The organism is Streptomyces sp. Ag109_O5-10 (genome assembly GCF_900105755.1).
Classification (GTDB): domain Bacteria; phylum Actinomycetota; class Actinomycetes; order Streptomycetales; family Streptomycetaceae; genus Streptomyces.
This window is the reverse complement of record NZ_FNTQ01000001.1, coordinates 8,988,852-9,001,010: the sequence shown is the minus strand read 5'-3', so window position 1 is coordinate 9,001,010 and position 12,159 is coordinate 8,988,852. Positions and strand designations below refer to the sequence as shown.

15 protein-coding genes and 1 pseudogene are annotated in these 12,159 nt (G+C 72.8%); 7 read left to right on the top strand and 9 right to left on the bottom strand.

Annotated features, from left to right (window positions below):
• Positions 1–97 precede the first annotated feature (97 nt).
• Positions 98–844, top strand: a complete 747-nt coding sequence (locus BLW82_RS40920) for an SDR family oxidoreductase (RefSeq protein WP_093507269.1) — start codon at positions 98–100, stop codon at positions 842–844.
• Between the two features lie 57 nt (positions 845–901).
• On the opposite strand, the gene BLW82_RS40915 is transcribed toward BLW82_RS40920, so the two are convergent.
• Positions 902–1,243: a hypothetical protein gene (locus tag BLW82_RS40915; RefSeq protein ID WP_093507267.1), complete on the bottom strand. Its 342-nt coding sequence runs from the start codon at positions 1,241–1,243 to the stop codon at positions 902–904.
• Positions 1,244–1,733: 490 nt separating this feature from the next.
• Here BLW82_RS40915 and BLW82_RS40910 point away from each other — a divergent pair, with 490 nt between their 5' ends.
• From BLW82_RS40910 to BLW82_RS45935, 3 genes are read left to right on the top strand one after another with little or no spacing between them, the layout of a single operon-like run.
• On the top strand, positions 1,734–2,555 hold the full coding sequence (locus tag BLW82_RS40910; protein ID WP_093507265.1) for a DUF1684 domain-containing protein: 822 nt from the start codon (positions 1,734–1,736) through the stop codon (positions 2,553–2,555).
• A 50-nt stretch (positions 2,556–2,605) separates the two neighbouring features.
• Positions 2,606–2,914 carry a TetR/AcrR family transcriptional regulator gene (locus BLW82_RS45940; RefSeq protein WP_256216133.1) on the top strand — a complete coding sequence of 103 codons (309 nt, stop codon included), beginning with the start codon at positions 2,606–2,608 and terminating at the stop codon, positions 2,912–2,914.
• Positions 2,821–3,108, top strand: a complete 288-nt coding sequence (locus BLW82_RS45935) for a hypothetical protein (protein ID WP_256216271.1) — start codon at positions 2,821–2,823, stop codon at positions 3,106–3,108. The genes BLW82_RS45940 and BLW82_RS45935 overlap by 94 nt, the downstream gene beginning before the upstream one ends.
• Here BLW82_RS45935 and paaE read toward each other — a convergent pair.
• From paaE to BLW82_RS40875, 7 genes and pseudogenes are all read right to left on the bottom strand, one after another.
• Positions 3,096–4,208 carry a 1,2-phenylacetyl-CoA epoxidase subunit PaaE gene (gene paaE, locus BLW82_RS40900; RefSeq protein WP_093507263.1) on the bottom strand — a complete coding sequence of 371 codons (1,113 nt, stop codon included), beginning with the start codon at positions 4,206–4,208 and terminating at the stop codon, positions 3,096–3,098. The two genes, BLW82_RS45935 and paaE, sit on opposite strands and share 13 nt — an antisense overlap.
• A complete protein-coding gene (gene paaD / locus BLW82_RS40895) occupies positions 4,208–4,723 on the bottom strand; it encodes a 1,2-phenylacetyl-CoA epoxidase subunit PaaD (protein WP_093507261.1) in 516 nt (171 codons plus the stop codon). The genes paaE and paaD overlap by 1 nt, the downstream gene beginning before the upstream one ends.
• Entirely contained in the window at positions 4,717–5,547 is an 831-nt protein-coding gene (gene paaC, locus BLW82_RS40890) for a 1,2-phenylacetyl-CoA epoxidase subunit PaaC (protein WP_093507259.1), read from the bottom strand. The genes paaD and paaC overlap by 7 nt, the downstream gene beginning before the upstream one ends.
• A gap of 9 nt (positions 5,548–5,556) precedes the next feature.
• Positions 5,557–5,847: a 1,2-phenylacetyl-CoA epoxidase subunit PaaB gene (gene paaB / locus BLW82_RS40885; RefSeq protein ID WP_093507257.1), complete on the bottom strand. Its 291-nt coding sequence runs from the start codon at positions 5,845–5,847 to the stop codon at positions 5,557–5,559.
• Positions 5,844–6,815, bottom strand: coding sequence for a 1,2-phenylacetyl-CoA epoxidase subunit PaaA (gene paaA / locus BLW82_RS40880; RefSeq protein WP_093508552.1), 972 nt, complete (start codon positions 6,813–6,815; stop codon positions 5,844–5,846). The genes paaB and paaA overlap by 4 nt, the downstream gene beginning before the upstream one ends.
• Before the next feature lie 139 nt (positions 6,816–6,954).
• Positions 6,955–7,062, bottom strand: a pseudogene (locus BLW82_RS45930) (3-hydroxybutyryl-CoA dehydrogenase); the annotation flags it as partial.
• 106 nt (positions 7,063–7,168) lie between these two features.
• Positions 7,169–8,389, bottom strand: a complete 1,221-nt coding sequence (locus BLW82_RS40875; RefSeq protein ID WP_093507255.1) for a thiolase family protein — start codon at positions 8,387–8,389, stop codon at positions 7,169–7,171.
• 202 nt (positions 8,390–8,591) lie between these two features.
• On the opposite strand from BLW82_RS40875, the gene paaI reads away from it, so the two are divergent.
• Genes paaI through BLW82_RS40860 form a run of 3 tightly spaced genes read left to right on the top strand, consistent with a single transcriptional unit; the run spans position 8,592 to position 10,894 of the window.
• On the top strand, positions 8,592–9,023 hold the full coding sequence (paaI, locus tag BLW82_RS40870; RefSeq protein WP_093507253.1) for a hydroxyphenylacetyl-CoA thioesterase PaaI: 432 nt from the start codon (positions 8,592–8,594) through the stop codon (positions 9,021–9,023).
• Complete coding sequence (paaK, locus tag BLW82_RS40865) at positions 9,020–10,366, top strand: phenylacetate--CoA ligase PaaK (protein WP_093507251.1); 1,347 nt, start codon at positions 9,020–9,022, stop codon at positions 10,364–10,366. The genes paaI and paaK overlap by 4 nt, the downstream gene beginning before the upstream one ends.
• Before the next feature lie 42 nt (positions 10,367–10,408).
• Entirely contained in the window at positions 10,409–10,894 is a 486-nt protein-coding gene (locus tag BLW82_RS40860; protein ID WP_093507249.1) for a GNAT family N-acetyltransferase, read from the top strand.
• Positions 10,895–11,030: 136 nt separating this feature from the next.
• Here BLW82_RS40860 and BLW82_RS40855 read toward each other — a convergent pair whose 3' ends face one another.
• Positions 11,031–12,095 carry a glycoside hydrolase family 5 protein gene (locus tag BLW82_RS40855; RefSeq protein WP_093507247.1) on the bottom strand — a complete coding sequence of 355 codons (1,065 nt, stop codon included), beginning with the start codon at positions 12,093–12,095 and terminating at the stop codon, positions 11,031–11,033.
• Positions 12,096–12,159 lie beyond the last annotated feature (64 nt).

Sequence of the window (12,159 nt, the reverse complement as noted above, 5' to 3'; positions counted from 1 at the left end):
ACCCGTCCCCGGATTCCCGGAGCGCGTGTCACACCTGAGGGGGCTGCCCGGTCTCTTCTGTCGGAAGCAGCAGAAGGATCGCGAGAGGAATCCCGTCATGAAGGTCGTAGTCATCGGAGGCACCGGGCTCATCGGCTCGAAACTCGTCCGCAGGCTCGGCGAGCAGGGGCACGAGGCGGTCGCCGCCGCACCGAGCACCGGTGTCGACACCCTCACCGGCAAGGGCCTGGCCGAGGTCCTTGAGGGCGCCCAGGTCGTGGTCGACGTCTCCAACTCCCCCTCGTTCGAGGACCAGGCCGTCATGGACTTCTTCCGTGCCTCCACGGCCAACCTCCTCGCGGCGGAGGCCGAGGCCGGGGTGCGGCACCATGTGGCGCTGTCCGTGGTGGGCACCGACCGGCTGCAGGGCAGCGGGTACTTCCGGGCCAAGCAGGCCCAGGAGGAGCTGATCGAGGCGTCCGGCATCCCCTACACCGTCGTCCACGCGACCCAGTTCTTCGAGTTCGCGAAGGGACTCGCCGACGGGGTCACCGAGGGCGACACCGTGCGGCTGCCCGCCGGCCGGATCCAGCCCATGGTCTCCGACGACGTGGCCGCGGCCGTGGCCCGCGCCGCGGCCGGCGCCCCGGTGAACGGCGTGGTGGAGACCGGGGGCCCGGAGAGCTTCGCACTGGAGGAGTTCATCCGGATGGGGCTCGCCGCCCAGGACGACCCGCGCAAGATCGTCACGGACCCGCAGGCCACCTACTGGGGTGCCGAGCTGCAGGAGGACACGCTGCTGCCGGGCCCGGACGCGGACCTCGGCGAGGTCAGGTTCGCCGACTGGCTGGCCGGGCAGGAGTAGGGCCCGCTCCGCGGGGTCCGGCGCGGCCGCCGGGCCCCTGCCCGGCGTTCCGCCGGTCTACGACGCGCCGGCCAGCACCACGGCGACGCACAGTGCCATCGCCGCGGTGATCAGGAGCATCGCGGTCAGCGTGCCGCGCAGCCACCGACCGAAGCGGGCGTGGTGCCGCTGTTCCACCGCGCTGACGCTGGTGGCGATGTGCTCCGTCACCATGTGGGCCACGTAGGCCTGTTCCTGGAGGTACCAGCGCTCGATGTCCGCCTTCTGCTCCCGGGTCAGCCCCGGCTCGCGGGCGACGAACGCCGCGACGCGCCGGCGTGCCGCGCGCAGGTGGGCCTGCTGGTACAGGAAGTCCTGGATGTCGGTCAGGCCGCGGGCGGCCTCCTCGCTCGTGTCCATGGTGTGCTCCACAGGTGAGGCGGCGGCTGTCCGGCCGGTCGCGGTGCACGCGCATCGGCGCCGGGCGGGAGAGCTGCGCGCACGAACGTATCGAGCCGGAACGGGTCGGGGCCGGCGGTCTCACGAACGCCGTGGAGCGGGAGCAAGCGGTGCGAACCTCCAGCGTGACAACTTCCGCACGCGGTCGCAAGGTGTCGGCACCGTACGAACGCCGCGCTCGTCCGTGCCGGCGCGTTCGCGCCCGGCAAGGGCGAGTCGGTGACCCCCCTCGTCGCCGCCCCGGTGCCGCACACCCACCGGCAGCCGCCTGCCCGGCGGCGTCCGGCACGGCACACCCCGGCGCCGGCTTCCGGGGTCCGGCGTCCTCAGCGGCCGTGACACACGACTGACAAGAAGCTGTCACACAGGGACCGGAATGCGGGTCCGTCCGCCCCTCGTTCTGACGGGTTGGGCTCTTCCAGAGCCTCGCCTGACGACAGAGGACGGACGCATGACGACTGAGGCCACCACCGATCTCCAGGTCTTCACCGAGAGCTGGCAGGACTGGCACCGCGCCCAGGAGGCCCGGATCTCCGCCCCGCACGGGTTCCTGGCCATCACCGGGCTGCACTGGCTCGACGACCGCCCGCAGCGCTTCCCCGACGCCCCGGGCGCCTGGCGCACCGGCCCCGACGGGGTCGTCGTCGCCCTGGACGACGGCGAGGAGCTGGTCGTCGAGGGGAAGCCGGTGCGCGGCGAGCACCGCTTCGGCGTGCTTCCCGAGCGCGGCGGTGTCGACGCGGTCTGGGGCGACGCCGTCATCGAGGTCGCCAAGCGCGGCGGGAGCGACATCGTGCGCCCCCGGCACCCCGACGCCCCGCTGCGCACCGCGTTCACCGGAACCCCCGCCTACGCCCCCGACCCGCGCTGGGCCGTGACCGGCCGGTACGTCCCCTTCGACGAGCCGCGGCCGACCACGGTGGGCGCCGCGGTGGAGGGCCTGGAGCACGTCTACGACGCCCCGGGCCGGATCGAGTTCGAGCTGGCGGGGCGGCAGCTGTCCCTGACCGCGTTCCCCGGGCACGGTCCGGGCGGCCTGATGGTGCTGTTCACCGACGCGACCTCCGGGGTCACCACCTACGCCGCCAACCGGTCCCTGACCGTCGGACCGCCCGCCGCCGACGGCACGGTGGTGCTCGATTTCAACCGCGCCGCGAACCTGCCGTGCGCCTACACGGACCTGGCCACCTGCCCGCTGCCGCCCGCCGAGAACCGGCTGCCGGTGGCGGTCGAGGCCGGGCAGAGGATCCCGCGCGAGCGCGGCGGATCCTGACCCGGACGGCGGGGCTCGGCGCACATGATCCACAGGGCTGCCCTGTGCGCATGCCGGAGCGTCCCCCGCCGAGTGCGCCGAAGGACGGCGAGCGCCCCCTGCGGTGCGACGCCGCCCGCAACCGGGAACGGATCGTGCACGCGGCGCGGGAGGTCTTCGGGCGGCGCGGCCTCGGGGTGCCCCTCGACGACGTGGCCAAGCACGCCGGGGTCGGCGTGGGCACGATGTACCGGCGCTTCCCCCCAAGGAGGCCCTGGTACGGGCCGTGTTCGAGCACGACCTCGCGATGCGGCAGGAGTCCGCGGAGCGGGCGCTCGTCCACCCCGATCCCTGGCAGGGGCTCGTCGACTTCCTCATGACGCGGGAGAAGCCGACCGTGTCGAGCTGCTCGTCCCTGGCGACGTCGAACTGGGCCGGCAGCACGCCCAGTCGGCCGGTTCCCGTGCGTGGCTCCCTTCGCGGTCAGCCGTTCGGCTGCGCTCGGGCGGAGGCCATCGGCCGGCCCGAGCGGGGCGCCACGGATTTCCGGGCCGGGGCCGGTCAGCTGTCGTAGTCGACGGTCAGCGACTCGGAGACCGGGTAGGACTGGCAGGTCAGGACGTAGCCGGCGGCCACCTCGGCGGGTTCCAGGGCGTAGTTGCGGCGCATGTCGGCCTCGCCGTCCGTGATGCGGGCGCGGCAGGTTCCGCAGACGCCGCCCTTGCAGGCGAAGGGGAGGTCCGGGCGGAGGCGGGCGGCCGAGTCGAGGATGGTGCGCTCGCGCGGGAGGGGTGCGGTGGTGGAGCGGCCGTCCAGGGTGACGGTGACCTCGCTGGCCGGGCCGGTCGCCACCGCGTCCTCGTGGCGGACGGGCTCGATCGGCTCGTCGGCGAAGAAGAGTTCCTGGTGGATCCGTCCGGCGGGGACGCCCAGCTCGGCGAGGACCTTCTGTGCGTCGAGGACCATGCCGTGCGGGCCGCAGAGCCACCAGTGGTCGGCGCTCTCGAGGTCGACCAGGCCGTCGACGAGCGCGCCGAGGCGGTCGCCGTCGAGGCGGCCGGAGAGGAGCTCGGCCTCGCGGGGTTCGCGGGAGAGGACGTGGGCGAGGTGGAAGCGGGCGCGGTACTCGTCCTTCAGGTCGGCGAGTTCGTCGGCGAACATCACGGTGTCGGTGCGGCGGTTGCCGTAGAACAGCGTCACCGTCGAGCGGTCGTCGGCGGCGAGGACCGACTCGGCGATGGACATCATGGGGGTGATGCCGGAGCCGGCCGCGATGAGGACGTGGTGGCCGGGGACCGTGAGGTCGGGGGTGAAGGCTCCGGTGGGGGCCATCACCTCGACGGTGTCGCCCGGGCGCACCTCGTGGACCAGCCAGGACGAGAAGAGTCCGCCGGGCACCTCACGGACGCCGATGCGGGGGGCGGTGCCGGCCGGCGAGCAGATCGAGTAGGAGCGCCGCTCGTCGCGTCCGCCGACCTCGCGGCGGAGGGTGAGCGACTGGCCGGGGCCGAAGGCGAACTCCTCCGCGAGGGCGTCGGGGATGTCGAAGGTGACCGCCACCGCGTCCTCGCACAGGGGCTGGACGGCGGCGACGCGCAGGGGGTGGAAGGCAGGGCGGCGCCGGCGTGCTGTCGTCGCGGGGGCACCGGCGGTCGGTGCCGTCAGCTCTGCCATCAGATCTCCTTGACGTACTCGAACGGCTCCTGGCAGCTGAGGCAGCGCCACAGCGCCTTGCAGGAGGTGGCCGCGAACCGGGAGGTCTCCTCGGTGGCGGCCGATCCGCAGCGGGGACACGGAACCGTGCGCCGGGTCGGCGACAGGTCCAGCGGGACGGGGCCCGCGAGGCGCCGGGGCGCGGTGTTGGGCGGTGCGATGCCGTGGTCGGCGAGCTTGCGGCGCCCTTCGGGGGTGATCCAGTCACTGGTCCACGGCGGGTCGAGGACCGTCCGGATCTGCACGCGGCCGAAGCCGGCCTCGCGCAGGCGGGCGGCGACCCCGGCGCGCATCTCGGCCATGGCGGGGCAGCCCGAGTAGGTCGGCGTGAGCTCGGCGACCACCGTGCCGTCGGGCTCGACGGTGACGTCCCGCAGTACGCCGAGGTCGGCGAGGGTGAGCATGGGAAGCTCCGGGTCGGGCACCTGTTCGGCGATGTGCCGGGCGCGCCGGGCGTCGGTCAGAATGGTCACCACGTCGCCTCCGGGTGGGCGCGCGCCACGCTCTGCAGCTCGGCGAGGAGCGGGGCGAGGTGGCCGGTGTGGGCGCCTTCGCGGCCCTGGCCGGGCAGCGGCGGGACGGCCGGCATGGGGAGCCCGGCCGCGTCGAGGACCTGGTGGAGGTCGGCCAGTACCGCGTCGCGCACGTCGTGGGCGGCGAACAGCTCCTCCCAGTAGGGCGCCTGCGCCTCCAGGGCGGTCAGCATCCGCGCGTGCGACTCCTCCGTGCCGTCGCCGAGGCGTACGACCCACTCGGCGGCGTACTGCCGGTGGTAGGTGAGCTCCTTGACGCCCTTGACCGCGATCGCCGCGAACACCGGGTCGGGTGCGGCGGCCAGTTCGGTGAAGTGGGCGAGCCGCCAGCTCGCGAACACCAGGAGCCGCAGGACGGAGAAGGCGAAGTCGCCGTTGGGGAGTTCGGCGAGGCGTACGTTGCGGAACTCGGCGGCGTCCCGGAAGTAGGCGTAGGCGTCCTCCGTGCGGCCGGTGCCGTCGGTCTGGCCGGCGCGGGAGTAGAGCAGCCGGGCCTGGCCCAGCAGGTCGAGCCCGATGTTGGCCAGTGCCACCTCCTCCTCCAGCTCGGGGGCGCGGGTGACCCATTCCGCGAGCCGCTGGGCCAGGACCAGGGCGTCGTCGCCGAGCGCGAGGCAGGCGGCGGCCAGTGCGGCGGCGTCGACGCCCTCGGGTACCGCGGTGTCGACGCCGTACAGCGGGTCCTCGAACCCGGTGCCGAACGCCCAGCGCGCGTCGCTGTCGTCGTGGCCCTCGGCCAGGCTCAGGTAGACGTGGTCGTCGCTCATCGCCGGCTCCTAGATGTGCGGGACATCGTCGGGGATGTCGTAGAAGGTCGGGTGGCGGTAGACCTTGTCTGCGCTGGGGTCGAAGAAGGGGTCCTTCTCGTCCCGGGTGGAGGCGGCGATGTGCTCGGAGCGCACGGCCCAGATGCTGACGCCCTCGTTGCGGCGGGTGTACAGGTCGCGGGCGTGGGTGAGGGCCATCTGGTCGTCGGCCGCGTGCAGCGAGCCGACGTGGACGTGGTTGAGGCCGCGCTTGCCGCGGATGAAGATCTCGTACAGGGGCCAGTTCCCGGTGTCGCTCATGCCACTGCCTCCTCGCGGGCTCGGGCGGCCTGCTTGGCGGCGTGGGCACCGGCGGCCGCACGCACCCAGGCACCTTCCTCGTGGGCGGCCCGCCGGCGCTCCATGCGCTCCGCGTTGCACGGGCCGTTGCCGCTGATGACTTCCTTCAGCTCGGAGAAGTCGGGGGTGCCGAAGTCGTGGTGACCGCGCTCCTCGTTCCAGCGCAGCTCGGGGTCGGGCAGGGTCACGCCGAGCTTGGCGGCCTGCGGCACGGTCATGTCGACGAAGCGCCGGCGCAGTTCGTCGTTGCTGTGCCGCTTGATCTTCCAGGCCATCGACTGGGCCGAGTTGGGCGAGTCGTCGTCGGGCGGGCCGAACATCATCAGGGACGGCCACCACCAGCGGTCCACGGCGTCCTGCACCATCTCGCGCTGGGCGTCGGTGCCGCGCATCATGGTCATCAGCAGTTCGTAGCCCTGCCGCTGGTGGAAGGACTCCTCCTTGCAGATCCGCACCATCGCGCGCGCGTAGGGGCCGTACGAGCTGCGGCACAGCGGCACCTGGTTGCAGATGGCCGCGCCGTCCACGAACCAGCCGATGACGCCGACGTCCGCGTAGCTGAGCGTCGGGTAGTTGAAGATCGACGAGTACTTCTGGCGGCCTTCGAGGAGGCGCTCGGTGAGCTCCGCGCGGTCGATGCCGAGGGTCTCGGCGGCCGAGTACAGGTACAGGCCGTGGCCGGCCTCGTCCTGGACCTTGGCGAACAGGATCGCCTTGCGGCGCAGCGAGGGCGCCCTGGTGATCCACTCGCCTTCCGGCTGCATGCCGATGATCTCCGAGTGCGCGTGCTGGGCGATCTGCCGGATCAGCGTCTTCCGGTAGCCCTCCGGCATCCAGTCGCGCGGCTCGATCCGCTGGTCCCGCGAGATCGTCGCCTCGAAGTGGGACTCCAGATCGGGCCCGGCGTCCCTTCCGGCCGCTTCAGTCATCTCCACCAACTCCCAACCGACCATTCGTTCGGTCCATTTTAAGGTGCGCCCTCCCCGGTCTGGCAAGGGGCTACGCCGATCAGTGCGGTGCGCGGTACGGCGGCCACGGGCCAGGGACCGGTGCCGTGGCCCGCCGCGGTCACCATGTGTGGAAGCCCTGTCCCGACTTGCGTCCGAGTTCGCCGCGGGCCACCTTGTCGCGCAGCAGCCCGGGCGGGACGAAGCGGTCACCGAGGGTCGCGTGCAGGTCGTCCGGCCGCTGACGGCGTCGCGGGCCTCGGGCCGGTGAAGGGTGACGACGACCCGGTCGACGCCCTCCTCGACCAGGAGGGTGTCGTAGGACGCGGAAGTGGTCACACCCGCTCCACGAGGAGTGCGACGCCCTGGCCGACGCCTACGCAGAGCGTGGCCAGGCCGCGGTGGCCGTTCCCGCGTTCGAGGCGGCCGAGGAGGGTGAGCAGGATGCGGGCGCCGGAGCAGCCGAGCGGGTGGCCGAGGGCGATGGCGCCGCCGTCGGCGTTGACCTTGTCCTCGTCGAGCTTGAGGCGGCGGATCACGGCCAGCGCCTGGGCGGCGAAGGCCTCGTTGAGCTCCACGGCGTCCAGGTCGCCGGTCTGCCAACCGGCGCGGGCGAGGGCCTTCTCGGTGGCGGGGACCGGGCCGAGCCCCATGAGGTTGGGCTGGACACCCGCGGAGGCCGAGGCGACGATCCGGGCCCGCGGGGTGAGGCCGTACCGCTCGACCGCCGCGGCGCTCGCGACCACCAGGGCGGCAGCGCCGTCGGACAGTGGTGAGGAGGAGCCCGCCGTGACGATGCCGCCCGCGCGGAAGACGGTGCGCAGGGAGCCCAGCTTCTCCAGGGTGGTGGCGGGACGGGGGCCCTCGTCCCGGGTGACCTCGCCGTCGCGTACCGGTACGGGCACGATCTCGCGGTCGAAGCGGCCCGCCTCCTGGGCGGCCACCGCCCGCTGGTGGCTGCGCAGGGCGAAGGCGTCGGAGTCGGCGCGGGTGATGCCGTCAAGGGCGGCGACCTCCTCCGCGGTCTCCCCCATGGACAGCGTGACCTTGACCGCCTCGGGTCCGGCGTCCGCGGCCACGTCCCGGTCGGCGGCGGTGAAGCGCGGGTTGGTGAAGCGCCAGCCCGGCGCGGTGTCGTGCACCTGCCCGGGCTTGGCCCAGGGGGTCCCGGGCTTCTCCATGACCCAGGGCGCCCGGGTCATGGACTCCACTCCCCCGGCGACCACGAGGTCCGCCTCCCCGGCGCGGATCGTCTGTGCGGCCGAGGCGACGGCCGTGAGGCCCGAGGCGCACAGGCGGTTGACGGTGTAGCCGGGCACGGTGTGCGGCAGCCCGGCGAGCAGGACCGCCATCCGGGCCACGTCCCGGTTGTCCTCGCCCGCCTGGTTCGCGGCTCCCAGGACGACCTCGTCCACGGCTTCGCCGGGGACGCCGGAGCGCCGGACGGCCTCGCCGACGACGAGGGCGGCGAGGTCGTCCGGCCGTACGGTGGCGAGCGCGCCGCCGTAGCGGCCCTGCGGGGTGCGGGCCCCGTCGATCAGGTAGACGTCGGGCATCGGGCGGTCTCCTCGGCTTCGGTGCGCGGTCCGCCGCGGCCGCGGGACGGCGCGGCGGCAGGTGACGGAGGGGGCGTCGGACAGAGGGGCGCGGGCACTCTCCCGGCCTGCGGTCCACCCCTTGACATGCAGGTGGGTTGCTGGATTACTTGACCACGCCGCACGCTAACCGAATGTTCGGTCGGTTCACAAGGTGGTGGAAATGACGACCCAGGTACCCGGGACGACACCTGGCCCCGTCGAGACGATGTTCGCCGCGGACGAGGCGTCCAGGCGGCTCGGGATCGAGTTGCTGGAGCACGGCGAGGGGACGGCCGTGCTGCGGATGACGGTGACCGCCTCGCAGGTCAACGGGCACCGGATCGCCCACGGCGGGCACGTGTTCCTGCTCGCCGACACGGCGTTCGCCTGTGCCTGCAACAGCCACGGGCCGGTGACGGTCGCCGCCGGCGCCGACATCGACTTCGTCGCGCCCGCGTACGAGGGCGACGTGCTGGTCGCCACCGCGCGGGAGCGGGTCCGGTTCGGCCGCAGCGGTGTCTACGACGTGAGTGTCGTGCGCGGCGACGAGGTGATCGCGGAGTTCCGCGGCCGCAGTCGCACCCTGCGCACGCGGAGTGAGGAGCCGCAATGAGCAGCGAAGTGACCGCGCCCGAACCGAGGGGCACCCGCCGGGGAGAGCCGCTTCCCGAGGCCTTGCTGGACGAGGCCGAGCGGATGTCCCGCGAGGAGGTCGAGGCGCTCCAGCTCACCAGGCTGCGCACGACGCTGCGGCACGCGTACGACAACGTGGAGCTGTACCGCAAGAAGTTCGACGCGGCCGGCGTCGGTCCGGACGACTGCCGCACCCTCGCGGACCTCGCCCGCTTCCCCTTCACCACCAAGGCGGACCTGCGGGACACCTACCCCTTCGGCATGTTCGCGGTGCCGATGTCCGAGGTGCGGCGCGTGCACGCCTCCAGCGGCACCACCGGCCGTCCCACCGTGGTCGGCTACACGGAGAACGACCTGTCCATGTGGGCGGACGTCGTCGCCCGTTCCATCCGGGCCGCCGGCGGCCGCCCGGGGCACAAGGTCCATGTCTCCTACGGCTACGGCCTGTTCACCGGCGGCCTGGGCGCCCACTACGGCGCCGAACGCGCCGGCTGCACGGTGATCCCCGCCTCCGGCGGCATGACCGCGCGCCAGGTGCAGATCATCCAGGACTTCCGGCCCGAGATCATCATGGTCACGCCCTCCTACATGCTGACCCTGCTCGACGAGTTCGAGCGCCAGGGCGTCGATCCGCGCTCCACCTCGCTGAAGGTCGGCATCTTCGGCGCGGAGCCGTGGACGGAGGAGATGCGCCGCGAGATCGAGGAGCGCCTGGACATCCACGCGGTCGACATCTACGGGCTGTCCGAGGTCATCGGCCCCGGGGTGGCGCAGGAGTGCGTGGAGACCAAGGACGGGCTGCACGTCTGGGAGGACCACTTCTACCCGGAGGTCGTGGACCCGCTGACCGACGAGGTGCTGGCGGAGGGCGAGGGCGGCGAACTGGTCTTCACCTCGCTGACGAAGGAGGCGCTGCCGATCATCCGGTACCGCACCCGCGACCTGACCCGGCTGCTGCCCGGCACGGCGCGTCCCGGGTTCCGCCGGATCGAGAAGATCACCGGCCGGTGCGACGACATGATCATCCTCCGGGGCGTCAACGTCTTCCCCAGCCAGGTGGAGGAGATCGTGCTGCGGACGCCGGGGGTGGCCCCGCACTTCCAGATCGAGATCAGCCGGCGCGGCCGCATGGACCACATGACGGTCCGGGTGGAGGCCCGTCCCGACGCAGGCCCCGCCGACCGTGAGGCGGCGACGCGGACCATCGCCCAGGGCATCAAGGACGGCGTCGGCGTCACCGTGGAGGTCGCGGTCGTCGAACCCGAGACGCTGGAGCGCTCGCTCGGCAAATTCCGCCGGGTCAAGGACCTGCGGCAGGCCTAATTCCGTGGCGGGCGGGCGACCGGGGTACCTACTGTCCTCCTCATGCCCGAGCTCCAGTTGCTCAGCCCTGACCACTTCCCGGCGCTCCTCGCCTTCGAGCAGGACAACCGCGCCTATTTCGCGGCGACCATCCCCGACCGCGGCGACGACTTCTTCGCCGAGTTCGACGAGCGGATGCGGGCGCTGCTGGCCGAGCAGGAGGCCGGGACCTGCTACTTCCATGTGCTGGTCGACCCGGCGGGCGAGGTGCTGGGCCGGGTCAACCTGGTGGACGTCGCGGACGGCACGGCCGACCTGGGGTACCGGATCGCCGAGCGGGCCACCGGGCGGGGTCTCGCCACCCGGGGTGTACGGGAGGTGTGCCGACGTGCCGTCGACACCTACGGACTGACCACCCTGCGGGCCGCCGCCGCCGTCGGCAACGGGGCGTCCCGGGCCGTCCTCGCCAAGGCCGGGTTCACCGTGACCGGGGAGACGCGGCTGTCCCGCGGGCCGGGACTGACATATGTGCTCCGGCTGCGGCCGTGAGCGTTCCGCCGGACGGCCGCAATGCGCCACGTCGTGCGTCCGCGGCGCCGTCGTGGCTGGTCGCGCGGTTCCACACCCGGTTTTCGGCCGGGGGTGCCCCGGCGCCCCTTTCGGGGCGCTCTCGCCGCGGGGTCGGTCAGTCGCCGACCGGCCTGCCGCGCCCCCAGGCCCAGGCGAGGCGGTCGGCGCCGGACTGGTTGGTGGTGGCGAGCCATGGGCGTGATGTGCTGCCGATGAGCTTCTGGATCGAGTACGTGTCGTCGGTGCGCAGGCCGGGCCAGTACACCGAGCCCATGCCGAGCTTGCGGAAGGTGTCGGTGTCGGCCTGGACGAAGTTGACGGAGTTGTCGTCGGGGGCGGGCCTGTCGTAGTCGAGGCCGGTGGTCATGGGGGCACCGAACTCGTCGGCGACCGTGCGGTTCGCGCAGTCGCCGAGCCGGTCCTTCAGGTCGGTCACCCACTGGTCGTAGGTGGCGTAGCTCTTCCAGAAGCCGTAGTGGTGGAGGGAGAGGTAGGTGCCCTTCAGGCGCGGGTCGGCGCAGACCGTGGTGACGTGGTCGTTGTAGCCGGCGCCGCTGACGAAGACGCGGTCGTGCGGGACGGACGGGTAGGCCGCCAGCCACTTCGCCGCGAGGTCGGCCCACTGGGCGTCGGTGTAGCCGTGCGGCTCGTTCATCGGCTCGAAGTAGACGTGCGGGTCGTGCCGGTAGGCCTTCACGACGGTGTTCCACATGGGCCAGTAGGTGGCCTCGTCGTCGATGAAGCCGTCCTTGTCGGCGCCGGTGCCCTCCCAGTAGGAGACGATCACCTTGAAGCCCTGCGCCGAGGCCGCGTCGATGACCCCGCGGTACGACGTCCAGTACGAACCGTTCACCGTGTACGGGTTGACGGGCAGCCGTACGGTGTTGGCCCCGAGGTTCGCGCGGAAGGCCGCGATCACCCGGGTCGCCTTGGCGTAGGTCTGGGCGTAGGTGTCGGAGAGCGACAGGCCGGAGAGGACCACGGGGTCGTCGGCGTAGTTGTCGCGCGGGTCGGCCCAGTTGACGCCCTTGAACTGGCTGGTGCCGGGGCCCGGTGCGGCGGCGGAGGCGACGGCTGGGTTGCCGGAGAGGGTGGTGGCGCCGACCGCGGCGATCGCGACCGCCGCGAGGGCGGCACGGGTGCGGGGGGCGATCCGGGTTCTGGCGGGGGTCTTGCGCATCAACGTGCCCTTTCGGAAGACGGCGGCTCAACGCGGGGCTCGCGGGCCCGACGGCGTGTTCACG

Bases quoted from the DNA above. Each gene is read 5' to 3' on its own strand.
- BLW82_RS45940 (WP_256216133.1), top strand. From the start codon at position 2,606: ATGCCGGAGCGTCCCCCGCCGAGTGCGCCGAAGGACGGCGAGCGCCCC.
- BLW82_RS40855 (WP_093507247.1), bottom strand. From the start codon at position 12,095: ATGCGCAAGACCCCCGCCAGAACCCGGATCGCCCCCCGCACCCGTGCC.
- paaE (WP_093507263.1), bottom strand. From the start codon at position 4,208: ATGGCAGAGCTGACGGCACCGACCGCCGGTGCCCCCGCGACGACAGCA.
- paaC (WP_093507259.1), bottom strand. From the start codon at position 5,547: ATGAGCGACGACCACGTCTACCTGAGCCTGGCCGAGGGCCACGACGAC.
- BLW82_RS40915 (WP_093507267.1), bottom strand. From the start codon at position 1,243: ATGGACACGAGCGAGGAGGCCGCCCGCGGCCTGACCGACATCCAGGAC.
- BLW82_RS40910 (WP_093507265.1), top strand. From the start codon at position 1,734: ATGACGACTGAGGCCACCACCGATCTCCAGGTCTTCACCGAGAGCTGG.
- paaB (WP_093507257.1), bottom strand. From the start codon at position 5,847: ATGAGCGACACCGGGAACTGGCCCCTGTACGAGATCTTCATCCGCGGC.
- paaI (WP_093507253.1), top strand. From the start codon at position 8,592: ATGACGACCCAGGTACCCGGGACGACACCTGGCCCCGTCGAGACGATG.
- paaK (WP_093507251.1), top strand. From the start codon at position 9,020: ATGAGCAGCGAAGTGACCGCGCCCGAACCGAGGGGCACCCGCCGGGGA.
- BLW82_RS40860 (WP_093507249.1), top strand. From the start codon at position 10,409: ATGCCCGAGCTCCAGTTGCTCAGCCCTGACCACTTCCCGGCGCTCCTC.
- BLW82_RS40875 (WP_093507255.1), bottom strand. From the start codon at position 8,389: ATGCCCGACGTCTACCTGATCGACGGGGCCCGCACCCCGCAGGGCCGC.
- BLW82_RS40920 (WP_093507269.1), top strand. From the start codon at position 98: ATGAAGGTCGTAGTCATCGGAGGCACCGGGCTCATCGGCTCGAAACTC.
- paaA (WP_093508552.1), bottom strand. From the start codon at position 6,815: ATGACTGAAGCGGCCGGAAGGGACGCCGGGCCCGATCTGGAGTCCCAC.